This window comes from Pedobacter sp. AC190 (genome assembly GCF_979258025.1).
Window position 1 is genome coordinate 2,544,198 of the sequence record NZ_OZ409824.1, and the last position, 24,254, is coordinate 2,568,451.

Annotated in this window: 25 protein-coding genes; 12 read left to right on the forward strand and 13 right to left on the reverse strand. The window is 35.8% G+C overall.

Features of this window, described 5'->3' with window-relative positions; all coding sequences use genetic code 11:
- Positions 1-3: 3 nt before the first annotated feature.
- From ACZZZI_RS11165 to ACZZZI_RS11190, 6 genes are all read right to left on the reverse strand, one after another.
- On the reverse strand, positions 4-1,230 hold the full coding sequence (locus ACZZZI_RS11165) for an ABC transporter permease (protein ID WP_424059666.1): 1,227 nt from the start codon (positions 1,228-1,230) through the stop codon (positions 4-6).
- A gap of 47 nt (positions 1,231-1,277) precedes the next feature.
- On the reverse strand, positions 1,278-1,916 hold the full coding sequence (locus ACZZZI_RS11170) for an MBL fold metallo-hydrolase (RefSeq protein WP_316755194.1): 639 nt from the start codon (positions 1,914-1,916) through the stop codon (positions 1,278-1,280).
- Between the two features lie 25 nt (positions 1,917-1,941).
- The gene (gldD, locus tag ACZZZI_RS11175) at positions 1,942-2,529 is read right to left on the reverse strand and encodes a gliding motility lipoprotein GldD (protein ID WP_316755196.1); all 588 of its coding nucleotides are present in this window, start codon (positions 2,527-2,529) and stop codon (positions 1,942-1,944) included.
- 39 nt (positions 2,530-2,568) lie between these two features.
- Positions 2,569-3,318, reverse strand: a complete 750-nt coding sequence (locus tag ACZZZI_RS11180; protein ID WP_344768035.1) for a shikimate dehydrogenase family protein — start codon at positions 3,316-3,318, stop codon at positions 2,569-2,571.
- Between the two features lie 101 nt (positions 3,319-3,419).
- Complete coding sequence (locus ACZZZI_RS11185; protein ID WP_316755200.1) at positions 3,420-4,187, reverse strand: phosphosulfolactate synthase; 768 nt, start codon at positions 4,185-4,187, stop codon at positions 3,420-3,422.
- A gap of 60 nt (positions 4,188-4,247) precedes the next feature.
- A complete protein-coding gene (locus ACZZZI_RS11190; protein ID WP_344768032.1) occupies positions 4,248-5,651 on the reverse strand; it encodes a tetratricopeptide repeat protein in 1,404 nt (467 codons plus the stop codon).
- A gap of 225 nt (positions 5,652-5,876) precedes the next feature.
- On the opposite strand from ACZZZI_RS11190, the gene ACZZZI_RS11195 reads away from it, so the two are divergent.
- The 3 genes from ACZZZI_RS11195 to ACZZZI_RS11205 all read left to right on the forward strand — a co-directional run bounded on the left by ACZZZI_RS11195 (position 5,877) and on the right by ACZZZI_RS11205 (position 8,745).
- Positions 5,877-6,359, forward strand: a complete 483-nt coding sequence (locus ACZZZI_RS11195; RefSeq protein ID WP_463489464.1) for a nuclear transport factor 2 family protein — start codon at positions 5,877-5,879, stop codon at positions 6,357-6,359.
- 37 nt (positions 6,360-6,396) lie between these two features.
- The gene (amaB, locus tag ACZZZI_RS11200; RefSeq protein ID WP_463489465.1) at positions 6,397-7,938 is read left to right on the forward strand and encodes an L-piperidine-6-carboxylate dehydrogenase; all 1,542 of its coding nucleotides are present in this window, start codon (positions 6,397-6,399) and stop codon (positions 7,936-7,938) included.
- A gap of 90 nt (positions 7,939-8,028) precedes the next feature.
- Positions 8,029-8,745, forward strand: a complete 717-nt coding sequence (locus ACZZZI_RS11205; RefSeq protein ID WP_316755208.1) for a 3-ketoacyl-ACP reductase — start codon at positions 8,029-8,031, stop codon at positions 8,743-8,745.
- Between the two features lie 71 nt (positions 8,746-8,816).
- On the opposite strand, the gene ACZZZI_RS11210 is transcribed toward ACZZZI_RS11205, so the two are convergent.
- On the reverse strand, positions 8,817-9,455 hold the full coding sequence (locus ACZZZI_RS11210) for a GIN domain-containing protein (protein WP_316755210.1): 639 nt from the start codon (positions 9,453-9,455) through the stop codon (positions 8,817-8,819).
- 344 nt (positions 9,456-9,799) lie between these two features.
- Between ACZZZI_RS11210 and ACZZZI_RS11215 the strand changes: the two genes are divergently transcribed.
- Genes ACZZZI_RS11215 through ACZZZI_RS11225 form a run of 3 tightly spaced genes read left to right on the forward strand, consistent with a single transcriptional unit; the run spans position 9,800 to position 13,993 of the window.
- Complete coding sequence (locus ACZZZI_RS11215; protein WP_316755213.1) at positions 9,800-12,586, forward strand: outer membrane beta-barrel protein; 2,787 nt, start codon at positions 9,800-9,802, stop codon at positions 12,584-12,586.
- Between the two features lie 5 nt (positions 12,587-12,591).
- A complete protein-coding gene (locus ACZZZI_RS11220; protein ID WP_463489466.1) occupies positions 12,592-13,374 on the forward strand; it encodes a GLPGLI family protein in 783 nt (260 codons plus the stop codon).
- A 49-nt stretch (positions 13,375-13,423) separates the two neighbouring features.
- A complete protein-coding gene (locus ACZZZI_RS11225; protein ID WP_316755217.1) occupies positions 13,424-13,993 on the forward strand; it encodes a Crp/Fnr family transcriptional regulator in 570 nt (189 codons plus the stop codon).
- Here ACZZZI_RS11225 and fcl read toward each other — a convergent pair whose 3' ends face one another.
- Positions 13,994-14,920, reverse strand: coding sequence for a GDP-L-fucose synthase (gene fcl / locus ACZZZI_RS11230; protein ID WP_316755219.1), 927 nt, complete (start codon positions 14,918-14,920; stop codon positions 13,994-13,996).
- 107 nt (positions 14,921-15,027) lie between these two features.
- Between fcl and trmB the strand changes: the two genes are divergently transcribed.
- Positions 15,028-15,678: a tRNA (guanosine(46)-N7)-methyltransferase TrmB gene (gene trmB / locus ACZZZI_RS11235; RefSeq protein ID WP_463489467.1), complete on the forward strand. Its 651-nt coding sequence runs from the start codon at positions 15,028-15,030 to the stop codon at positions 15,676-15,678.
- Positions 15,678-16,007: an MGMT family protein gene (locus ACZZZI_RS11240; protein WP_463489468.1), complete on the forward strand. Its 330-nt coding sequence runs from the start codon at positions 15,678-15,680 to the stop codon at positions 16,005-16,007. The genes trmB and ACZZZI_RS11240 overlap by 1 nt, the downstream gene beginning before the upstream one ends.
- Here ACZZZI_RS11240 and ACZZZI_RS11245 read toward each other — a convergent pair.
- On the reverse strand, positions 16,000-16,362 hold the full coding sequence (locus ACZZZI_RS11245; protein WP_424056955.1) for a hypothetical protein: 363 nt from the start codon (positions 16,360-16,362) through the stop codon (positions 16,000-16,002). The genes ACZZZI_RS11240 and ACZZZI_RS11245 overlap by 8 nt on opposite strands.
- Positions 16,363-16,421: 59 nt before the next feature.
- Between ACZZZI_RS11245 and ACZZZI_RS11250 the strand changes: the two genes are divergently transcribed.
- Positions 16,422-16,769 carry a carboxymuconolactone decarboxylase family protein gene (locus ACZZZI_RS11250; RefSeq protein WP_316755227.1) on the forward strand — a complete coding sequence of 116 codons (348 nt, stop codon included), beginning with the start codon at positions 16,422-16,424 and terminating at the stop codon, positions 16,767-16,769.
- Between the two features lie 16 nt (positions 16,770-16,785).
- Here the strand turns inward: ACZZZI_RS11250 and ACZZZI_RS11255 are convergent, their stop codons facing one another.
- On the reverse strand, positions 16,786-17,469 hold the full coding sequence (locus ACZZZI_RS11255; RefSeq protein WP_463489469.1) for a hypothetical protein: 684 nt from the start codon (positions 17,467-17,469) through the stop codon (positions 16,786-16,788).
- Between the two features lie 156 nt (positions 17,470-17,625).
- Here ACZZZI_RS11255 and polA point away from each other — a divergent pair, with 156 nt between their 5' ends.
- The 3 genes from polA to ACZZZI_RS11270 all read left to right on the forward strand — a co-directional run bounded on the left by polA (position 17,626) and on the right by ACZZZI_RS11270 (position 21,723).
- Positions 17,626-20,436, forward strand: a complete 2,811-nt coding sequence (polA, locus tag ACZZZI_RS11260; protein ID WP_316755230.1) for a DNA polymerase I — start codon at positions 17,626-17,628, stop codon at positions 20,434-20,436.
- A 3-nt stretch (positions 20,437-20,439) separates the two neighbouring features.
- Positions 20,440-21,297, forward strand: a complete 858-nt coding sequence (locus ACZZZI_RS11265; RefSeq protein WP_463489470.1) for an energy transducer TonB — start codon at positions 20,440-20,442, stop codon at positions 21,295-21,297.
- 96 nt (positions 21,298-21,393) lie between these two features.
- Complete coding sequence (locus ACZZZI_RS11270; RefSeq protein ID WP_463489471.1) at positions 21,394-21,723, forward strand: hypothetical protein; 330 nt, start codon at positions 21,394-21,396, stop codon at positions 21,721-21,723.
- 52 nt (positions 21,724-21,775) lie between these two features.
- Here ACZZZI_RS11270 and ACZZZI_RS11275 read toward each other — a convergent pair whose 3' ends face one another.
- The 3 genes from ACZZZI_RS11275 to ACZZZI_RS11285 all read right to left on the reverse strand — a co-directional run bounded on the left by ACZZZI_RS11275 (position 21,776) and on the right by ACZZZI_RS11285 (position 24,239).
- On the reverse strand, positions 21,776-22,453 hold the full coding sequence (locus tag ACZZZI_RS11275) for a metal-dependent hydrolase (RefSeq protein ID WP_463489472.1): 678 nt from the start codon (positions 22,451-22,453) through the stop codon (positions 21,776-21,778).
- A 49-nt stretch (positions 22,454-22,502) separates the two neighbouring features.
- A complete protein-coding gene (locus tag ACZZZI_RS11280) occupies positions 22,503-22,808 on the reverse strand; it encodes a YbaB/EbfC family nucleoid-associated protein (protein ID WP_316755237.1) in 306 nt (101 codons plus the stop codon).
- A 201-nt stretch (positions 22,809-23,009) separates the two neighbouring features.
- The gene (locus tag ACZZZI_RS11285; RefSeq protein WP_344768000.1) at positions 23,010-24,239 is read right to left on the reverse strand and encodes a serine hydrolase domain-containing protein; all 1,230 of its coding nucleotides are present in this window, start codon (positions 24,237-24,239) and stop codon (positions 23,010-23,012) included.
- Positions 24,240-24,254: the final 15 nt, after the last annotated feature.

A 24,254-nucleotide genomic window follows, 5' to 3' on the forward strand; every position in this document is an offset into this window, starting at 1 on the left:
GTTTTATAGTGTTTGATTAATCTGATCTATCTTTTTAACGCTTAAATTAGATGACAAAGCAGATGCCAAAAATGAGAAAATACCAACAGTTACAAAAACTAAAATGAAATCTTTCCACTTTAAGCCTATGGGATAGGAACTTATAAGTGTATCATCTCCCATTTTAATTAGACCATAGTTGTGTTGTAAAAAGTAAAATACCAATCCAATACCTAATCCGAGTACACACCCCGACATGGTAATCATCATGCCTTCTAACAGAAATATTCGTTTTATTAGTTTTTTACTGGCGCCTAAACTGCTTAGAATAGCAATATCTTTTACCTTATCAATTACAAGCATGGTTAAAGAGCCAATAATATTAAATATAGCAATAATTAAGATAAATGTTAGAATGATATATACCGCCCATTTCTCAGTATTTAAAATGTGGTAAAGTGATCTGTTTTGCTCTGCCCTGTTTCTCACTTCGAAGGCTGATCCCGCTTTTTCTGCAACTTCCTGTTGAAATTTATCGATATCAGTGCCTGGTTGTAAGTTTATCTCTATCGACGAAACATTTTTATCTTCTCCCAAAAGTTCCCTGGCAAAATCAAGCGGTACAATAATTCCGTTATCAAACTCTTGCTGAATTTCGAAAACACCACTAACACGAATGCTTTTGTTTGTAAAATCATCAGCTGGGTTTATGGTATTTACAGCAATACTTTTTTTGGGAGAGAAAATCTCTAACTCCGTAAACGGATCGACTGTATTTACAGCTAAGTAGGTTTGCAAGGCAGAACCAATTACCGAGCTGTAACCACTTTTATTACTTAATACAAACCTGCCTTCCAGTAAAGTGCTATCAAGCTTGGGGTTTTTTAAGTAATCGTAGCTTACCCCTTTAACCATACCCACAGCCTGTTTATTGTTATACTTTAATAAAGCATTTTCTTGTAAAACCTCTGTTAAAGAATAAACACTTTTGTTCTTTTTTAGCTCTTTAAAATAATCAGTATGCGGATCAAAAGTTTTCCCCTTAGCAGGAAGAATAACTAGTTCTGGGGTAACAGTGTTAAACATATTCAGTATCGTTACCTCAAGGCCGTTAAAAATCGATAGAATGATAATTAAAGCTGCGCTTCCTACCATAACCCCAACCATAGATATGCCTGATATCAGATTAATTGCATTTGTTGTTTTTTTTGCAAACAAATATCTCTTGGCAATATAAAATGGTGTATTCACTTAAGTTAAATATAATGAAAAAGGAAGCAGGTTTTTAACTTATACAGCTAAAAGAATGGATTGTTTTGTTTTTCCGAACCAATTGTGGTCGATGGACCATGGCCAGGATAAACTTCACAATCATCGGGTAAGGTGAAAATTTTAGTTTCGATGTTGTTAATTAGTTGCTGATGATTTCCTCCAGGTAAATCGGTACGGCCAATACTTCTGTAAAACAAAACATCGCCGCCAATTAAAAATTTATCAGCTTTACTATAAAAACATAAATGTGCAGGCGAATGACCAGGGGCAAAAATTAAATCTAAAGAACTGTTTCCAAAAAATATGGTTCCAGTTTCTTCTAAAAATGTATCTGGTTCGGGCGAAAGTTCGTAGTGTGAAAATCCCATTTGAGGTGCATAACCAGGCACAGCCTGTAAAATCGGAAGTTCGCCGATGTGGAATTGAGGCTTTAATCCCCACGTATCAAAAACAAATTTATTGCCGAAAACATGATCTAAGTGACAATGAGTATTTAATAGCAAAACAGGTTTAAGCGTTTTTTCCTTAATAAAATTCGCAAGCTCATTTTGTTCCGATCCATCATACATTCCAGGATCAATAATTACGCATTCACTCGTTTCATCATATAAAACGTATGTATTTTCACTATAAGCGTTAAAGGTGAATATTTTTATATTAATCATGATTTAGTAAATAGGATGGGCGAAGTTAATTCTTCCATTTAAAGGTAGATATCATTTTATCGATATCTTTTTTAATAAATTTTACAACGGGTTCTATGGAGTCGTATTGCGGGCGCTCATTAAAATATAATGCACCTCTAAAATAGTGTTTTGCACTATCTGTTAAAAAAAACTGCACAGATGATGCAGTATTACCTTCAATTGCGTAATAAATGCCGTAAATTTTTCGATCTGGATAATTAATTAATTTCTGGTCGATTGCGCTTGCTTTTATAGTATGTTTAAAGGCTAGTTTTCTGGCATCTTCGACCATTTCATCATAAGCAGCCCGATTAGTTACATCATAATAAGTTAAGTGTAAATAGGCATTAAATTGGGTGAAATGCATATTAAACCAATCTTTTTTTACATTTCTGCCCTGATCGGCTTCCATGTTTGCGTAAACAGGGTACTCGAAACTAAAAGGAGCACTTCCATCAAACTGCTGATATTTTTTTTCTGGATAAATAATGCGGAAATAACCTTTTGGTTTTGGACTGTACTCGTTGTTTTGACAAGCAATCATAAACAAAGGCAGAATCAGCGGAAGAAAAAATAGATATTTAAATTTCATGTAATTCTGCTTTAGTTAATTGTATTGAAATAACGGAAACTAACGTACATTATTCCAAATACACCAGGCTTTTTCTGCTTGCTTGTATAACATTTCCAATCCATTTTTAATAACAGCCCCTTGTGCGGCCGCTTTCGCTAAAAAAGTAGTTTCTAGTGGATTGTAAACTAAATCGTAAGCAAGATATTCTGCATTTAACAAAGAATAATCAATAGCAGGATAAGTATCAACATTTGGCGACATACCTAATGGCGTTGTATTGATCAATAATTTATGCGATTTTAAAATTTCAGGTGTAATTTCTTCGTATAGCATCGCTCCAGATATTGCTTTTCGAACAACAATCTGGTATTCGATGTTTAACTTTTCAAGCACGTACTTAACTGCCTTTGCCGCACCGCCATCGCCAAAAACTAAAGCTTTTTGATGTTCGGGTGTCAATAAAGGTTTCAACGATGCTTCAAACCCAAAAGCATCCGTATTGAAGCCTTTCATATAAGTATCGCCTTCAAAACTTCTGACACAAATACAGTTTACTGCGCCAATTTTTTCGGCAGCTTCTTCAATATCATTTAAAAAAGGTAAAACAGCTACTTTATGCGGAATAGTTACGTTTAGTCCGACAATTGAAGGATTTTGAGCCAGCAAATCTGGTAAGGAATCAATGTCTTCAATAGGGAAAAGTTCGTATTGATGATTGCTTATACCTTCGTTTTGAAACTTTTCAGTAAAGTATTTTTTAGAGAAAGAATGAGAAAGCGGATAACCGATTAAGCCGTAAGTTTTCATTATTAAATAATTTACGTTATTGCAAGGCACGCAGCAGCCTTAATGCGATAAAGAATAACCCAAATTATTAGATTGCTGCGTGTCTCGAAAAAACGAGATTTCTATTTTCCTAAATTAAGGAAATGATCGAAAGTGTCACCTCTTAAGCCCAAACGAATGGTTTCTAAAGGAATAACTTCTGCAGGCGCAATGTTGCCAAGGTTTACGTTAGTTCCAATTAATTTGATAAACCAAACTTGTTGCTCTTTTTGAGGTGCTTCCCAAATAATGGTTTCTTCAGGGATTTGAGTTAAAATTTCATCAACTAATCCTTCCCTAACTTCACCACTACCACGGTAAATACCAACATTTCCGCCTTCGCGAGCTTCGGCAATTACTTTCCAAGAACCTGCTTCAAGCTCTGCTTTCATTAATTTGATCCATTTGTATGGGGCAAATATTTTAGCAGCATCTTTACTTCCAACCTCTGAAATTACAGTAACTTGTTTAGCAAGTTCGCTGATGTAATTACATTTTAAGTCGTGCTCAATTTCGATAGAACCATCAGAAACTTCTGCGTATTCCATTCCGTATTGGTCTAAAACACGCTGATAATCTGAAAACTGATTACGAATTATGAATGCTTCAAAAAGTGTTCCGCCAAAATAGGTTGGAATACCAGCACTTTTATATAAAGCTAATTTTTCTTTTAAGTTTGGGGTAACGTGTGAGGTAGCCCAGCCTAATTTTACAATATCTGTATGTACGCCAGCAACTTCAATAAAATCTTCTACCTGACGAAGGCTTAATCCCTTATCCATAACCATTGTTAAGCCTTTTTGGCGTGGTTTAGCTGGACGTTCGGGAACGTTTAATAATGGGTAATTCATATGTGTACAAAAGTGGAAAAAATTTTGAGAATTATATGTCAAAATTTTCTCACATGCTTTTTACCTGATGTAACGGTTTATAACGTTTATAATTGCACTATTATCTTGTAGTTGTGGCAAGTATTCGAAAAGAATATAATGCTTATCTGGATCGGTTGTTAAAGCGGTTTCCAAATAGCCTAAAGCATCAGCGTAATGGCCTAATGCAAATAAATAAGCCACCATTCGGTAATATAGCTCTGCAGCTTCTGGGTTGTTTTTTATCGCCTCGGCCATGGTTTCCGATGCTTCTAAAAGTTTTCCTTGCTCATATAGAACCGTACTAAAGTCTAACCATGCTTCAATATCTAGAGGATTATATTCCAAAACTTTATCGTAAGCCGCAATAGATTCCTCAATTTGATTCAATTTATAATGAGCATCTGCCATTGCAAACCAAAAATCTGGATTCTCGGCTTCTAAATCGATTGCCTTTTTATAAAAATGTAAAGATTCAAAATAACGTTCTTCGTGGTTTAATGTTACACCAATGCCAAACCATGCATCGGCCATTTTAGGGTCCATTTTAACCGATTTCTTGTAATAAGAACGGGCTTCATCCATTTTTTCAAGCTTTTCAAAGCACTCACCAATTGCACAATAGGTATCGGCATTCGGTTGTTCGTACTCGAAAGTTTGTTTGTAAACATCAATAGCTTCCTCGTATTTATCTAGCTGAACTAAAGCGTTGCCTTTATTAAAATAGGCAGAACTGAAATCTTCCTTAATTAAAATCGCATAATCGTATGCATCAATTGCTTTTTCGAAAAGATTAAGTTTATGGAAACTGTTGCCTAAATTGTACCATGCAGCATAAGAATACGGATCGGTATCGATATACTGTTGATAAAATTTAATGCTTTCTTCCTGTTTATCTAAAACATCATAGCAAAAAGCCAGTTCGTATAAACCATCCTGGTTTTCCATGTTTTGCTCTAAGCTTAACTTAATGTACGTAATAGCGCTTTCGTAATCAGACATGCTTTGATACACATAAGCAATCTGAAGCAAGATTTCGTCAGTGTTTTCTGCTAAACCTAAAGCCTTTTCATAATTTTCGAGTGCCTCGCTATATCGTTCTGTATTTTGGTAAATATTGCCGCGAAGTAAATAAATATCTGCTTCAGAAGGCTCTAAAAGCTCGGCCTTTTGCAACGCTAAAAATGCTTGTTCGTTATTGTTCGTTAAAATAAATAAATGCGCTTGTTTAATTAAAAATACCGTTGCGTACGGGTGTTGACTAACAGCATAATCTACAACCTGCAAAGCTTTAACGGGATCATTTTTTTCAATGTAAAAATCTACAATGTATTCAAAAGCGCCTGCATCGAAAAAGTATTGGTCCTTATTGCGGATCATTTCCTCGTAACGTTCAACTGAACGTTGTGCATCTTCGTTGGATTCAAAAAAGAATTCTTCTTCCATATAATATACTATTAAAGAACCGTGCTAGTAAGTAGAAAAACACATTATAAGTTTACAATATTTACCAATGTTGTTTTAAAAAAATTATTAACATTGAAATTGTTTTTCGATGTAAATCATTGAAAACTAACAGTATCAATTATTTTCGAGTGTGTGAATAATCAATGCTTTTTTTCTTCATCGCGGTTCCTTTTCCCTTCTTTCACAAAAATAACATAAATTTATTTGATTAATGGTAATTATGAAGTCATGAAAAGAATAGTCGTTTTAGCACTTGTTTGTGTTGTTTTTTGTAATAAGCTGAGGGCGCAAAGCACAGAAGAAGACGCTGTAAAAATAGCAGTTAATAATCTTTTTAATGGGATGAAAAACGGCGATAGCACCTTAGCAAGATCTGCTTTTGCCAATGGCGGGATATTGCAAACCATTGTTAATAAAGATGGAAAAAATATTGTTCGCAACGAGCCAGTTCTAGATTTTTTAAAGTTTATAGGTTCGCCCCACCCACAGAAATACGATGAACGCATTGTGTTTACAAAAATTTTAATTGATGGACCGTTGGCCAGCGTTTGGACAGATTACAAGTTTTATATTGATGAAAAATTTAGCCATTGTGGTGTAAACTCTTTTCAGCTGGTAAAGGGAGAAAAAGGTTGGCAAATTGTTTATATCATCGATACTAGAAGAAAAGATAATTGTAAATCTTAGATTTGATTTATTAATAATTAGAGCATATTAAATATTTATGAGAGCAGATATTCAATCCATATTAAAAAAACTAGGAATAGAGCCCAATAACGCTGCTTATAGTACAGGTAGCGAATGGGGTGGTCATTCGGGTTCAAATTCAATTGATAGTTTTTCGCCTGTTGATGGTGAAAAAATTGCATCAGTAAAAGTGGCAAGCCAGGCTGATTATGAAACTGTAATTGCAAACGCACAAGAAGCCTTTATTTTCTGGAGAACAGTTCCATCGCCAAAAAGAGGGGAGATTGTTCGCCAGTTTGGCGATGCTTTACGCCAAAATAAAGAAGCTTTAGGTACATTGGTTTCTTATGAAATGGGTAAAAGTTTGCAAGAGGGATTTGGCGAAGTTCAGGAAATGATCGATATCTGCGATTTTGCAGTTGGATTATCGCGACAGCTTTATGGTTTAACCATGCATAGCGAACGCCCAAGTCACCGAATGTACGAACAGTGGCACCCACTTGGTATTGTAGGTATAATTTCTGCATTTAATTTTCCAGTAGCAGTATGGAGCTGGAATGCGGCTTTAGCTTGGGTTTGTGGTAATGTTTGTATCTGGAAACCATCAGAAAAAACACCATTAACAGGTATCGCTTGTCAAAAAATAATTGCTGATGTTTTAAAAACAAATGATATTCCTGAAGGCGTATCGAGTTTAATTATCGGAGATAGAGTGATCGGTGAAATGATGACAAACGATGGTCGAGTGCCATTAATCTCAGCTACAGGTTCTACCAGAATGGGTAAAGCTGTAGGTGCTGCAATTGGTGCTCGTTTGGGTAAAAGTTTATTAGAGCTTGGAGGAAATAATGCCATAATTATTTCTGAGCATGCTGATTTAGATATGAGTTTAATTGGTGCAGTTTTTGGTGCCGTTGGTACTGCCGGACAACGTTGCACATCGACAAGAAGACTAATTATTCATGAAAGTGTTTACGATGCTTTTACTGCAAAGTTGGTAAAAGCTTATGGTCAGTTAAGAATTGGCGATCCACTCGATCAGCATAATCATGTGGGTCCATTGATCGACACCGATGCTGTAGCCGCTTATCTAAATTCTATAGAAAAATGTAAAGCTGAAGGCGGTAATTTTGTAGTTGATGGTGGTGTTTTAGAAGGAGAAAATTATAGTAGTGGTTGTTATGTTAAACCTTGTATTGCCGAGGTTAAAAACGATTATAAAATTGTTCAGCATGAAACATTTGCACCGATATTATATTTAATTAAATACAAAACTTTAGATGAAGCCATTGCCCTACAAAATGGTGTTCCTCAGGGTTTATCATCAGCAATAATGACCCTTAACTTGAGAGAGGCAGAACAATTCCTTTCTTTTCAGGGGTCTGACTGTGGTATTGCAAACGTAAATATTGGCACATCAGGTGCCGAAATTGGTGGTGCTTTTGGTGGAGAGAAAGAAACTGGTGGCGGTAGAGAAAGCGGTTCGGATGCCTGGAGAGCATACATGCGCAGACAAACAAATACGATAAATTATTCGCACACTTTGCCACTGGCGCAAGGAATAAAGTTTGATCTGTAAAGCAAATAAATTGTGATTATGAGATACGAAGCAATCTTCTATCCGTAAGATTGCTTCATGTTTCGTAATGCTGAAAATGAATAAATTAAAATGGAAAATATAGCTGGAAAAAATGCTTTAATAACTGGAGCTGGAAAAGGGATTGGAAAAGCAATTGCCATCGCGTTAGCTAAAGAGGGCGTAAACGTAGGTTTATTGGCAAGAACACAAAGTGATTTAGATAAACTGGCATTAGAATTAAAAGAATTTGGTGTAAAAATAAGTACAGTTACTGCGGATGTTAGCGATATAAATTCAATAAATGTAGCAGTAGAAAAAGTTCAGTCGGACTTGGGTTTTATTGATATTCTGATCAATAATGCAGGTATTGGTAAGTTTGCTAAATTTTTAGAATTGGAGCCAAACGCATGGGAAGAAATCATTAAAATTAACTTGCTTGGACCATATTACGTTACCAGAGCTGTTGTTCCGCAAATGATTCAAAATCAAACTGGTGATATTATCAACATTTCCAGTTCTTCGGCCTTAAGTCCAGCGGCAGTAACAAGTGCTTATTCTGCATCTAAAGCAGGTTTAATTGCAATGTCTACTTCTTTGATGCAGGAAATGCGTAAACATAATATTCGCGTAACCTCATTAACGCCGAGTACAACAGCAACAGATATGGCAATTGAATTAAAACTTACTGATGGCAATCCTGATAAGGTAATGCAACCAGAAGATTTAGCCGAACTTATTGTTTCTCAATTAAAATTAAGTAGAAGAGTTTTTGTAAAAGACGCAGGTCTTTGGTCTACAAACCCATAATGTAAAAATGGCAGTAGAATCGCTCTGCTGCCGTTTATCATTAACTAAAAATAAACTATGTATGTAGATTATTAGAAAAGTTTTTCTAATAAGTCGATTTTTAAATCATCGTAACGAGATAAGTTGTTTGCATAAAATGCTTTTGGTGCAACGCTAATGCTTGTGCTTGCTGCGGCAAATTCATCCATTTTCATTTTAGCCTCGCTACCTAAGCTTGCAGTATGATTTTCGGTAGTTCCCTCTAAATTTAATATCGAACCATCTTGAGCAGTTGTGTTTAAATTAACGGTATTTGCATTAATATCTGCCGATGCTTTATCTTTCAAAATAATTTCAAGGTTTAACAAATTGAATTTTCCAGCAGTTGTAACACTAGAAGTGTTTGAAGCTTCGATAGATGTAAGATTATTTATGTGAGCAATAACAGTCAATGCATCCTTAGAAAAAGAACTGATGCGAAGCTCAGAACCTTGTTGTTGTACGAGTGCATTGCTCGAATAATATTTATCGAAAACTTCGATACTTTCCTTAGCATCCTGAACGATTATAAGTTTTACATTTCCGCTAACTGCGATTTTGGTTATATTTTTAACCTGAGTTAAAGCAGTATAACTAGAATTATTTTCAGTTGCGTTTGCTACTAATGTTGCGCTGCTTAAAGTAACCATTACTAATGCTGCTGCGAATAAATTTTTGATAGAATTTTTCATGACCTTAATATTTTATATGTTATAATTTCTTTTTTAAATCCCTAATTGTTAGGTTGTTTTGAATATAAGACGGCAATAGTTAGGAAACGTTTCAGCAGAAATTGCTGTATTATACCACAACGGTGATATCATAGACGAACGCCCATAATATCTATACGAAAAAGAAATAAAATTTTGTAACGTCGACGAACACCAACCGGTGGTTGAAGTAAAATCGATTCGTTAACATGATCGGGCTTCAAAAGCCTGTTGTTATGTAACAATAATGTTTTTGTTAAATAATGTTAACAGTTTTTAAACTAAGATATTAGTTTTTATATTCGGTACAGAAACTAATCCTATCTATGAAACGAATATTACTCTCAGCGTGCTTTCTAATTTTTTGTTTTCTATCGGCAAAAGCACAAAATCTACACGGTATTAAAGGTCGTGTTATCGATACCGCATCAACAACAATTTTAGGGGGCACGTCAGTTTCCGTTTTAAATGCTAAAGATTCTACGTTAGTAAAGTTTACCCGAGCAGCAGAAAACGGGTCATTTGAGTTGCTTAACATAAAAAATGGCAAGTATATCTTACTGGTTTCGTATCCAAAGTATGCAGATTTTGTCGATCATTTTACATTAGACTCTACTAAGAGGGATGTAGATTACGGCAAAATTAACCTTACAGGCAAGGCCAAGCTTCTTGCCGATGTAATTATAAAGGGAAACCGATCGGCAATCAAAATAAAAGGCGATACGACCGAATTCGATCCGCAGGCGTACAATATAGAGCCTAATGCAAAAGTTGAAGATTTGATTAAACAGTTTCCAGGTATCGAAATAGACAAAGACGGAAAAATTACCGCACAAGGCCAAAAAAATGTCAAGGTTTTGGTTGATGGAGAAGAATTTTTTGGGGATGACCCAACCTTAGTCACAAAAAATATCAGAGCAGATATGGTTGATAAGGTTCAGCTATATGATAAAAAAAGCGATCAGGCTACTTTTACTGGAGTAGATGACGGCGAGAAAACCAAAACGCTAAATATTAAGTTAAAGGAAAATGCAAAGAATGGGTATTTTGGTAAAGCCATAGCGGGGGTAGGTACCGATGAGTATTATCAGGGCCAGCTCATGTTTAACAAATTTGCAGGTAAGAAAAAATTCTCTGCTTATGGTTTGCTGGGTAACAACGGTAGGGTAGGATTGGGTTGGGAAGATAGCCAGAAACTTGGAACACAAAGCGGAACTACTGTTAGTGATGATGGTGGTATATATTTTACCAGCAGCGGCGATGAATTTGAAGGTTGGGGCGGCCAATATAATGGGCAAGGTATTCCAGTTGCTAGAACAGGTGGTTTACACTTTGATAATAAGTGGAACAGCGATAAGGAAACCTTAAATACAAACTACAAAATAGGCTCATTAAGGGTGTTTGGGGATAGAAATACAATTAGTCAGAACAACTTATCTACAGGTATCTTCAACAATACATCAACTCAAAATTATGATAATGATATTTTCAGACAAAAGCTTGATGCGATGTATGAAATTAAGTTAGATACAACTTTAACCTTAAAAATTAATCTTGATGGAACGTTGAAAAACAGCAAAACTTTTCAAGATTATGTAACAAGCACCGAGGATGAGAAAAGGTTGTTGAATACAAGCACCCGGACTTTAACAAATGATGCTGACGATAAAATATTTAACATAAACGCATTTTTGACTAAAAAATTAAAGAAGAAAGGGCGTACACTTTCTCTAAATTTAAGTCAATCTGTTACTGATAATAAAACAGATGGTTTTTTAAAGTCTAACAATACATTTTATAAAACAAATCCAATAAGAGACAGTATTGTTATCGTTGATCAGCAAAAAATAAATAGTATAGAAAATAGTGTATTCAAGTCTAACCTGGCTTACACCGAGCCGCTATCAAAAACGCTAACGGTTATTGTTAATTATGGTTTGACTTTATCTAGTGGTCGTTCAAACAGAAAGTCCTATAACCAATCTCCTACTGGAAGATATGATGACTTTGATACAGAGTTTAGTAATGATTACCAGCTTGATCAGGTTATAAATCAAGGTGGTGCGATTTTTAATTATAAGAAAGGGAAAAGTGTTTTCAATGCGGGCTCTAAATTTAGTGGCGTTAACTTTAAACAAGAAGATTTATATAATAAAGTTCGATATGATAGAAAATTCGTGAATTATATGCCACAGGCGATGTACCAGTATAATTTTTCTCAGCAGAAATCTTTTCGTATAAATTATAATGGTAGTACGCAGCAGCCAAGTTTAGAGCAAATTCAGCCAATTAGGGTCAACACCGATCCACTAAACATAACCTTAGGAAATCCTGATTTACGACCATCATTTAGGAGCAATATAAGCGCAAACTATAACTCTTACAAAGTCTTGAGCAGCCAATCTATTTATATTAGTGGTTACTATAGTTTTACAAAAAACCCAATTGTAAGTGATGTAACTACTGATACAACTGGTAAAAGTACATTTCTAGCAGTAAATTTACCTGGAAAAACACCTTCTAACTTTAGTGTTTATTCGAGCATTGGTAGAAAAATATTAGGAACAAACTTAGGGGTTGGATTCAACTTGAATGGAAATACATCTTATAACTTTATTAATAGTGTATTGAACCAAACAAAAAATATGACATATTCACCGCAGATTAATATTAATAGATACAAAGACGGTAAATATAATTTTTATGCTTATTTCGGCCCTCAATATACTACAACTGTAGCTTCTGTTCAGCAAGCATTTAATAGTAATGGATGGGGTGCATCCGGATATTTCTCAGGCTCTATTCAATTGCCAGGTAAATTTGAAATTGCATCTGATGGAGAATATACTTATCGCGGAAAAACACAAGCATTTAACGAATCATTTAAGCAGTTTTTGTGGAACGCAACGATCTCTAAAAAATTCTTCAAGGCACAAAATTTAAAAACATCAATTCAAGGATTCGATTTATTGAACCAAAACCAGGGTTTTAACCGTTCAGCAGCAAACGGTAACATTACACAAAGCAGTTACAGAACCATCAGAAGATATTTTATGTTCACAGTAAGCTGGGATTTCACTAAAATGGGCGGCGGCGTTAAACCTCAAAACTAATTATTATGAAAACAACGTTAAAACTTACATTCATTTGCGCAATTATTTTTATTGCTGATAATTGTTTAGCACAAAATGTACACTTTGTAAAAAATGGAATTATCGAATTCGAAAAGCGATCTAACATATATGCACTTATTAAAAAACGCATAAATAAGAATAACGAAAGTTATATGAATCAGGCTTTTGATAATTATAAAAAAAACAACCCCCAATTTAAAGCTGCAAAAAGTACACTAAAATTTAACACTGATAAAGGACTATATAGGTTCGAAGAGGAATCCACCTCAGGTAACAATAATTGGATTGCAAATAATCCAATTGCTGATTTAAAAAATATTGTTGCTACCGATTTTAAAACCGAAAGCAGCACAACGCAAAAAAGTGTTTACGAGTCCACTTACTTAGTTAAAGACAGTGTTCGAAAAATAAATTGGAAAATTACAGATGAAACCCGTGAAATTGCGGGTTACGAATGCCGCAGAGCCAATGCAATTATCATGGATTCTGTATACGTTGTAGCTTATTATGCAAATCAGATCGCTGTTTCGGGTGGTCCAGAATCTTTCGCAGGTTTACCAGGAATGATCCTTGGGCTTGCTTTGCCGCACGAAAACATTACCTGGTTCGCCACAAAAGTTACCGAAGTAACCGTTCCGGAAAAAGAATTGTTACCTCCAGCTAAAGGCAAGCCAGTTGATAATGCAGGTTTGAAAAAGGTTTTAATGGCTGCAATGAAAGACTGGGGTGAGTGGGCACAACCCGATCTCAAGGCATTTTCGCTATAAACATTTCATTGAAATTATGCTTAATTTTAGCCTGATTTCTCAAAGCTAAATGTATAACGAACTTTTTAACCATATTAACAGATTTATAGATTTGAAGAGCGATGAGCAGGAAATACTTGCCTCGTTACTCAAATCTTTTTCTTTTAAAAAGAAAGCTTTCTTGCTGGAGCAAGGCCAGGTTTGCAGAGCTAATTATTTTGTTGTAAAAGGTTGCATAAGGCTTTATTTTATAGATATAAAGGGCGCTGAACAAACTACACAATTTGGCATCGAAAACTGGTGGCTTACCGATCTTACCAGTTTCTTATTTCAAAAGCCTTCCGAGTTTTTTATTCAGGCCGCAGAAAACACGGAAGTAATTGCAATAGACCAACATGACTATGATGAAATGTTCAAAAAAATACCAAAAATTGAAAGGTATTTCAGACTAGTCCTGCAAAAGAATCATCAGGCTTCTCAAAGGCGAATCATGTTTTTATACAGTTTCACAGCCGAGGAAAGGTATCACCATTTTAACGGCTTATTCCCAGAGTTTGTACAACGTGTTCCGCAGTATATGTTAGCCTCTTATTTAGGGTTTACACCAGAGTTTTTAAGTAAAATCAGGGCTAAGAAATAATTAATATCTGCTTAAAAAATCCTGATAAGCTAAAGCAATGCCTTCCTTTAATTCGATTTTATGCTTCCAGCCTAAACTATGAAGTTTTTCTACATCCATTAATTTACGTGGTGTTCCATCTGGTTTACTGGCATCAAAAACCAACTCTCCGTCAAAACCAATTACTTCCTTAATTAAAAGTGCTAAATCTTTTATGGTTAAATCATGGCCAACACCAATGTTAATTAAGTTTGGCTCATTATAGCTCTCCATTAAAAAATAACAAGCATCGGCTAAATCATCAGCGAATAAAAATTCACGCATGGGAGCGCCAGAGCCCCAAACCGTTACTTGTTTTTCGTTGTTAATTTTTGCTTCATGCACTTTACGAATTAACGCAGGTAAAACGTGCGAGTTTTGAGGATGATAATTATCGTTATAACCGTATAAATTTGTCGGCATTACAGAAATAAAATTGCAGCCATACTGGTCGCGATAAGCATCGCACATTTTTATACCGGCAATTTTTGCAATTGCATAGGGTTCGTTAGTTTCTTCTAATAGGCCAGTTAACAGATATTCTTCCTTTAGCGGCTGTGGAGCCATCTTAGGATAAATGCAGCTTGAGCCTAAAAACATTAGCTTTTCTACACCATTTAAATAAGCGTTATGAATTACATGGTTTTGAATGGCCAGGTTTTCAAAAAGAAAATCAGCTCGATAAGTGTTATTGGCAACAATGCCCCCAACTTTGGCAGCTGCCAGAAATACATATTCTGGTTTTTCTGATGCGAAGAAATCGCTTACTGCTTGCTGATTACGAAGATCAAGTTCGGCAGAAGTTCTGGTTAAAAGATTGGTATAACCTTCTTTTTGCAGTTTTCTATAAATGGCTGAGCCAACCATGCCGCGGTGACCTGCGACATATATTTTTGCATTTTTTTTCAATGGGACTTTCTATGTAATATCAAAAATACGAAATGATTTATAAATACAACTAAGAAAAATAATAAGCTGATAATCGATTTAATTGTATTTTTGTCGAAAAAAAACTTTTGGGTAAAGATAAATTAAGACGATTTGCAGAAATAGAGACGTTTGCAAACGTATATCAGTTAGAAGAAGGCAAGCCTTTAAAAGGAAATTGGGCAAAGGAACACTTTAAAAATGACAATCCTGTTGTATTAGAATTGGCTTGCGGTAAAGGCGAATACACGGTTAATTTAGCGCAGTTATTTCCTGATAAAAATTTTATTGGTGTAGATTATAAGGGTAACCGAATCTGGCGTGGCGCTAAAACGGGAATTGAGGAAGGCATTAACAATGTTGCTTTTTTAAGAATTCAAATCGAGAATTTATTAGATTATTTTGGTGATGGAGAAATTGATGAAATTTGGATAACCTTTCCAGATCCGCAACCTCAGGATAGCCGCGAAAAAAAACGTTTAACTTTTCCTGCATTTTTAAACAGGTATAAGCAGACTTTAAAGCAAGGTGGCAAGGTTAATCTTAAAACAGATAACGATCAGCTTTATGCTTACACTTGCGAAAAAGTAGAAGAATTGGGGTTAAAAATCCATAAAAATACAGATCACCTATACACATCAGAATTTGCTGACGAAGTTTTATCAATTAAAACTTATTACGAGAAAAAATATTTGTTGCACGATAAAAACATAAACTACATTCAATTTTCATTTGAATAATGGATACTAACTTTTACGAACAGGTTTATGAAATTGCCAGGTTGGTTCCCAAAGGAAGGGTAACCTCTTATGGCGCCATCGCTAAAAGTTTAGGTGCTGCAAAATCTTCCAGAATGGTAGGTCACGCAATGGCTTTTGCAGGTACTGCGCATCCAAAAGTTCCTGCGCACCGAATAGTAAACAGTACTGGTTTGCTAACGGGTAAGTTTCATTTTAGTCCTCCAGAATTAATGGAAGAACTGTTGGCGAAAGAAGGTATAGAAGTGAAAAATGATAAAGTAGTAAACTTTAAAAAGGTTTTCTGGAATCCAATTGATGAAATTATCTAGTAATTAATGGAGGTGTTTTCTGGTAATCGGTAAGGGTGAAAATGATTAAAATTAAAAGGCCTAAACAGGCAAAATAGATTTCATCAACCAAGTTTCCCTTAAAAAATGTAAATGCCAGAATTACCAATAAAATACTTACGGCTACCTCAACTAATCCGTGCAGTTTTAGATTTACAATTTTAAAAATACCGCCACTAAAATCAGTAATTATGGTTAGTAAAAAGTGGATTACCCCCAAAGCATAACACAAAGTTGCTGCCGAGCTGCTAAGTTCGAAAATACTGGGTGATGCCAATAATGCTATAATCAGAACAAAATCTAAAATGGCGTGAAATTTTGAGGTAATAATTTTCATGGCGTTTAGTGGTTTGTTGTATAAACAATTAACTTGTAGAAAAGATTTAAAAAATTATAATGGGAAAATTAATAGAACAATTTAATGGCTATCGCGAAAAGATGAACGATAGAATAATGGAAACAGCAAACACCAATATCAAGCGTTTTTTTGCTTTAGATACTACTTCTTATGCTGAGGGTGCTCTGGATGTTAAAACTAAGGAGATGCTGGGCTTAGTAGCCTCGATGGTTTTGCGTTGCGATGACTGTATAAAATATCATTTAGGTAAATGCCACGATGCAGGCGTTAACAGCGATGAAATGAATGAAATATTTATGATTGCTAACCTTGTTGGTGGAAGTATAGTGATACCACATTATAGAAGAGCCGTTGAATATTGGGATGAGTTGAATTCGGCTGAGTAACAGCTGATTCAATTTATTATTTCTTAATCTCGTTATACGCCTTAATCAGTTCAATTACATCGCGACTGTTTAAGGCGGTATTTGCCTCAACTTTTTCTTTCATAGCTGGCTGGTCGCCTAATTTTTGTAGAAGAATGGTTTTTACCTCAGCCTTTCTAATATCGTCGGTGATGGCTTTAATAGGGATTTCCTGTAAAGGTCCTGCTCCTGGTTTTTCAATAAAATACCTTACAACGGGAGCCCCGGCAGGTCTGTCTGGCACATTGCTTCTGCCACCACCAATGCTTACTCCGCCACCCATTCCCATGCCGCCATAACCACCTGTTCCTGTCCCGATTCCAATTGAAGGCCTGAATCTAACATTCTTTTCTTTAACTGGCGGCATTAACATCTCGCCTCCAAACGCATACAAATTTACGGTACCCATCTCAATTAATTTAACAAAGCGGTACTCGAAATTCTTTTTGTTAGCAAATCCTTTGCTTAAATAACTATTACCATTCCAAAAAAAATTCTTAACGTCTTTTGCAGGAAGAATTACATCCGTTTTATCATTCTCACTAATAAAAACAGAAAAATAATCAGTTCCTTTTATGGTGCCGCGAATTACATCATCATTATTTTTCACAATAAAATCCTGCGCAGCAACAGAAAAAATGCTTAATAAAAATAAGGCAGTAAAAAAGCTAAGAATCTTCATAGTAAAGGTTAACAATTAGGATAACGCAATTTTAATGCTTTTGGCACATCATTCCTAAAATTTCATGCGTTTTAGTTTCGTCAGATTATTAACTTTGGTTAATTTACTAAGCTGATAAATTCAGTTTATCGGCAATCATTAAATCTGTGTAATCACATGAATAACAAAAAACTTTTTCTTTTAGATGGAATGGCGTTAATGTATAGGGCGCACTTTGCATTAAGTAAAAATCCACGCTTTACCTCAACTGGTATAAATACATCGGCTGTAATGGGCTTTGCCAATACACTGCTCGATGTTTTAAAGAAAGAAAAGCCAACACATTTGGCCGTAGTTTTTGATACCGAAGCCCCAACAGAAAGACATACAACCTTTGAAGCATACAAGGCACAACGCCAGGCTATGCCCGAAGATTTAGCGGCTGCAATGCCTTATGTAATTAAGTTGATTACTGGCTTTAATATTCCTGTAATTACATCAGATGGATATGAAGCCGACGATATTATCGGAACGCTTGCAAAGAAAGCGGAGCTAAGAGGCTATCAGGTTTATTGCATGACGCCTGATAAGGATTTTGCGCAATTGGTTTCAGAAAATATTTTCATTTATAAACCTGCCAGAATGGGCAATGATATGGAGATATTGGGCGTTAAGGAAATTCTTGCAAAATGGGAGATCGAGAACGTCCTGCAGGTAATTGATATTTTGGGATTGTGGGGAGATGCAGTAGATAATATTCCAGGAATTCCAGGTATTGGTGAGAAAACTGCAAAGGCTTTAATTAAGCAGTATGGTTCGATGGAAAACATTATTGCCAATTCGCACGAACTTAAAGGTAAACAGCGTGAAAATGTCGAAAACTTTGCTGAACAAGGTTTGCTCTCTAAAAAATTAGCAACCATATTGTTAGATGTTCCTGTTGAACTGGATGAAGCAAATTTAGAACTCTGCGATCCGAGCCGCGATTTATTAGAACCCCTATTTACTGAGTTGGAGTTTAGAACCCTGGGCCGCCGTGTTTTTGGTGATGAATTTTCGGTTACCACTGCAAAATTTCAGGAAGGAACACAAACCGATTTATTCGGTAATCAGCGAGGAGAAGCCATTCAATATACCAATACCCTTGAAGAAGAACCTGCTGAAAAACTTCCTGCCAAAACAATAGAAAATACAGCGCATGATTATCAGCTGATCGAGACAGCTGCACAAAGGGCCGATTTAATAAAATTGCTTTTAACGCAGGATCGAATTTCCTTTGATACTGAAACTACTGGAACCGATGCAAATACGGCAGACTTGGTTGGCTTGTCGTTTTCAATAAAACCTGGAACAGGATATTACATTCCAGTTCCCGAAGCTCGTGCAGAAGCACAGGCAATTGTTGACGAATTTAGAGTGGTGCTGGAAAATGAAAAGATTGAAAAAATCGGTCAGAACACCAAATACGATATCCTGGTTTTTAAATGGTATGGTCTACAGGTTAAAGGAAAACTCTTCGACACCATGTTGGCGCATTACTTAATCGATCCAGATACCAGGCATGGAATGGACGTTTTATCTGAAAACTATCTTGGTTATTCGCCAATTTCCATCACGAAGTTAATTGGCCCTAAAGGTAAAAATCAGGGTACAATGCGTGATGTACCTGTAATTGATGTTGTAGATTACGCAGCAGAAGATGCAGATGTGACCCTGCAGTTAGCACAGGTTTTTGAACCAAAATTAAAAGAATTAAATGCGGCAAAATTAGCCGAAGAAATAGAGAATCCGTTAGTTTATGTATTAGCCGATATCGAAAAGGAAGGCGTTCGCATAGATATGGATACCCTTAGAGCCTATTCTTTAGAATTACAAACGGAGATTGCAAAAGCAGAGCAAAGTGTTTACGAAAAGGCTGGATTGAAATTTAACCTGGCATCGCCAAAGCAATTAGGCGAGGTGTTATTTGATAAACTTCAACTCGATCCAAAAGCCAAAAAGACTAAAACAGGCCAGTATCAAACTGGAGAAGATGTTTTAACAGCTTTAGCGAGTAAGAGCGATATTGTACAGGATATATTGGATTTTCGTCAAATGCAGAAGCTTAAATCAACTTATGTAGATGCGCTGCCATTAATGGTTAACCCAAAAACTGGTCGTGTTCATACCTCATACAATCAAGCTGTAGCCGCAACTGGCAGATTAAGCTCAAACAATCCGAATCTGCAGAATATTCCAATTCGCACCGAGAGAGGGAGAGAAGTTAGGAAGGCCTTTATCGCGAGAGATGAAAATCACATCTTGTTATCTGCCGATTATTCTCAGATTGAGTTAAGAATTATAGCCGAAATCAGTAAAGAAGAAAATATGCTGGATGCTTTTACAAAGGGTATCGATATCCATACAGCAACCGCAGCAAAGGTTTATGGAATTAGCATCGAAGAAGTAGATGGCACACAAAGAAGAAATGCAAAAGCCGTAAACTTTGGTATTATTTACGGGCAATCAGCTTTCGGGTTATCTCAAAACTTAGGGATTCCGCGCAAGGAAGCAGCAGAAATTATTGAACAGTATTTTGCTCAGTATCCTGGTATAAAACGCTACATGAGCGATACAATGAACTTTGCAAGGGAAAACGGCTTCGTAGAAACCATTATGGGTAGAAGACGTTATTTAAGAGATATTAATTCAGCAAATCAAACAGTACGCGGCTTCGCAGAACGAAATGCAATTAATGCTCCAATTCAAGGTTCTGCTGCAGATATGATAAAAATTGCAATGATTAATATTCATAAAGAAATGATTGCCCAGAAACTTCAATCAACCATGACTATGCAGGTGCATGATGAGTTGGTTTTCGATGTTTTAAAATCGGAAAAAGAAGTAATGAAAGCCATCATTCAGGATAAAATGACTAATGCAATTAAACTTACCGTTCCGATTGTGGTAGAGATTGGTGAAGGCGAAAATTGGTTAGCCGCACATTAACTTATGAAAAAGATTCTGATTTTAGCACTTAGTTTGATCTCTTTATCTGCTTTAGCCCAACAAAGCGATACTTTATACAGCTATACCAATATTGGCGGTAAAGATGTTAAGAAGTTAGAAAAGGCTGTTGCCGTTTATAAAATATATAAGGGTGAAAACTCAAGCTGGATTAAAACAACTTCAGATAAAAATCTTGTTCTCCTTAAAAAGGAAACCTTTGCTGATGAAAAGTTACACATCTTAAATGGCCCTTATTTCGAATATCAGAATGGAAAAACTAGTCTTTCTGGTTTTTATTTAGAAGGTTCGAAAACTGGAATTTGGACAAGGTACTATCAAGAAGGAAATCCTATGGAAGTGCAAACCTTTACCAGTAACCTGTTAAACGGTTCATATTCTTCTTTTTATCTTAATGGGAAGAAAATAGAAGAGGGCGCCTATGTTAATGGGAAAATGGAAGGGGATTGGAATCTTTATAACGAAGAAGGCCAACTAAAATCCATTAAGGTTTTTAAAGATGGGGTGCTCAATGAAAATGATGAGCGCCAAAATAAGCTGCTAAATGTAGCGCCACCGAAATTCCCTGGAGGAATGAAAATGTTTTACAATTATTTGGGAAGAAGTATTAGATATCCCAGAGAAGCGTTGGAATCTAAAATAATAGGTAAGGTTTACTTTCTGATCACAATTGATAAAGAGGGAAAAACGAAAGATTTTAAAGTAATATATTCACCAGATCAAAGCTTAACCGATGAAGCCAGAAGAGTTGCCTTAGGTTCGCCAAAATGGATGCCTGCAACTGAAGATGGAAAATCAGTTGACATGATTCAAACGCTAAGCATAAATTTTAGCATGAATTAAATCTAATAATTTATTATTCCTATCTTCATTAAATCTTCATCCCAATTAATCAATTTTATATCAACAAATAAACGAGTAAAACAAAAAATTAGGAACATGAAAAAATTATTGAGTTTAATCGCAATCGCAGCATTTGGTTTATCAACAGCATTTGCTCAAACACCTGCAACAACAGCACCAGTTAAAGCTAAAACTGCAGTAAAAAAAGAAGTTAAAACTACTGTAGCTCCTGCAAAAGCTGCAACTAAAATGGAAGCTAAAAAAGTAGAAACTAAAACTACCACAACAGCTTCGAAAATGAAAGCAGACGGAACGCCTGATATGCGTTTTAAAGAAAATAAAGGTAAAGCAGTAACAAAGGTTGCAGGCCCAACTAAAAAAGACGGCACAGCAGATATGCGTTACAAAGTAAATAAAAAGAACTAGGTTTAGGTTTATAATTTGAAAGGTCCCGACGAAAGTTGGGACCTTTTTTATTTTACAACGTTATCGTTTCGCCAATAGGTGGCAAAAGTAAAGTTTTATGCTCCCGCTTAAATTTGTCAGATGCTTCTTCGGTATCAATTTCAATAACTGGAAAAGTATTGTAGTGTACACCAATTACTTGATCACACTCTAAATATTTAGTAGCTACCAAAGCATCATCAACATCCATTGTGTAGTTTCCGCCAATTGGTAAAATAGCATAATCTAAGTTATAAATATCCGCTAAAACCTTCATTTCAATGGTTAAACCAGTATCACCGGCAAAGTAAATTTGCTTACCATCAACCTCTAAAACAAAGCCAGCTGGATTTCCACCGTAACTCCCATCTGGTAAGCTAGAGGAGTGCGTAGCAACAACCATTCTAACCTTGCCCCAATCGAAGGTAAACTTGCCGAAATTCATCTCATGCAGCTTTTCTACACCCTGCGCTTTTGCCCATGCAGCAACCTCTGGCATAGCAATAACCGTTGCTCCAGTTTGTTTTGCTAACAATGCTAAATCAGCAACATGGTCGCCGTGGCCATGGCTTACTAAAATATAATCGGCCTCAATAGCTTTAATATCTATATGCTTAGCTAAAGGATTATGCGTTATAAACGGATCGAATAAAAGCTTTTTGCTTGTTGTTTCCAGCAGAAAACAAGATTGGCCGTAATAGGTAAACTTCATAATATCGAGATTTTAACTTGTGAAAAGGAATTTTTTTAATGTGTAGGGCTTATTGGCCAAACATGCCGCCTAAACCGCCCAGCATATCTTTCGTGGCCGATTGCATTTCAGTTGCACTAACTTCCTCTGCAGTGGCCAAAGTCTTATTAACAGCCGTTAAAAGTAATTCTTCAAGTTCTTCCTTATCAACTGTTTTTAAGAAATCTTCATCAATCGTAATCGCTGTAATGGCCTTGTTTGCTGTAGCAGTAACTTTTATGGCACCATTTTCCACCTCGCCGAATACCGAAATGGTATCCAAACGTTTCTTGATTTCTTCGGCTTTTTGTTGTGCCGCAAATAACTTATCGAACATAATATTAACTGTTTTATTATAAAACGAAATTAAGGCTATTTGTTTTCAGTTTATGTAATTTTTTTTAGAAAAGCAGGTTCCTGTTACAATAGGTTTCAGCAGTCCCGTGTTTCGCTAAACTCTCCCGAAAATCGGGATTCATATCGCTGCACCCAGGTTTATTGCACTCAGGTTAGTCGTTATATCGAATGTTCCTAAAACCTAATCCTCATCGCTGCCAGGTAAACTTCCGTTGCCATGATATGCACCTTTACGAATAATAGGCATGTTAAAATGTTTATATAAATCATCCAAATGCATTAAACTGCCATTGGTTAAGTTTCCTAAGAAAATAATAACAATGTTTTTATCTAAATCGCGAACATAAATATGACGGAAACCATGCCACCAGCCTGTATGGTAAACCACCTTATCCATTTTATCCCCTTCAAAAAGCCTCCAGCCATAACCATAGTTAAAATGACCATTTACAGGTTTGTTACGACCAACATAAGAAGAATCTAAACTGTTTTTCGATAAAAGTCTTCCGTTTTTCAGGTATTTATCAAACAATACTAAGTCGTGTACGGTGCTGTAAATTCCTTTATCGCCTACAGGCCCATCTAAAAAGTTTTGTGCGACCGAATATTTCCAGGTTCTGTCGTGCCCAACAACATCAACAGGTATTTTCTCATATTCCGAAGTGCTGTAAACATGCGTATTTTTTAAACCAGCGGGTTTAAAAACGTGTTCCATCATATATTGCGAATAGCGTTGACCAGTAACTTTTTCGATAATTGCACCCAATACCATAAAGTTTGAGTTATTGTAATGAAAGCGATTATCAGGTTTAGTGTATGGGTTCGGTTTTTTCTCGGCAATAACATTCATTACATCCTGATTGGTTACCCCTTTCTTCATCGGACGTTTCTCTTTGCGCCAGATATCGTCAATGAAATAAACATAATTCATCATGCCGCTGCGGTGGCTCAATAAAAGCTTTACCGTAATGCCTTCATAAGGGAAATTAGGGAAGAATTTTTTTACGTTATCATCTAATGAAAGCTTTTTTGCTTCAACCAGTTGCATAATTGCTGTTCCGGTAAAGGTTTTGGTAATCGAGGCAAGCTCAAACTCCGAATTTATTTTAAGGCTATCGCGATGTAGGTAATCTGCCCACCCTATAGCTTTTTCATAAAGAATTTTCCCATCCTTCGCAACAAGCATATTGCCGTTAAAGCCATATTTTTTGTGCAAATTATCTACAAAATCAGCGATCCATTTATCGCCTTTGGCTGGGTTGTAAGCAATTAATAAACTGTCTGCTTTGTCGTCTTCTTTAACACGAACTTTTGCATCAGCAGCTTTTTTTTCTTCAGATTTTTCGCTGTTACAAGCAGTTAAGAGGGTTATGGAGATGGCAAATGCAGAAACTATATATCGAAAATTCATTTATTCAGGTAGTAT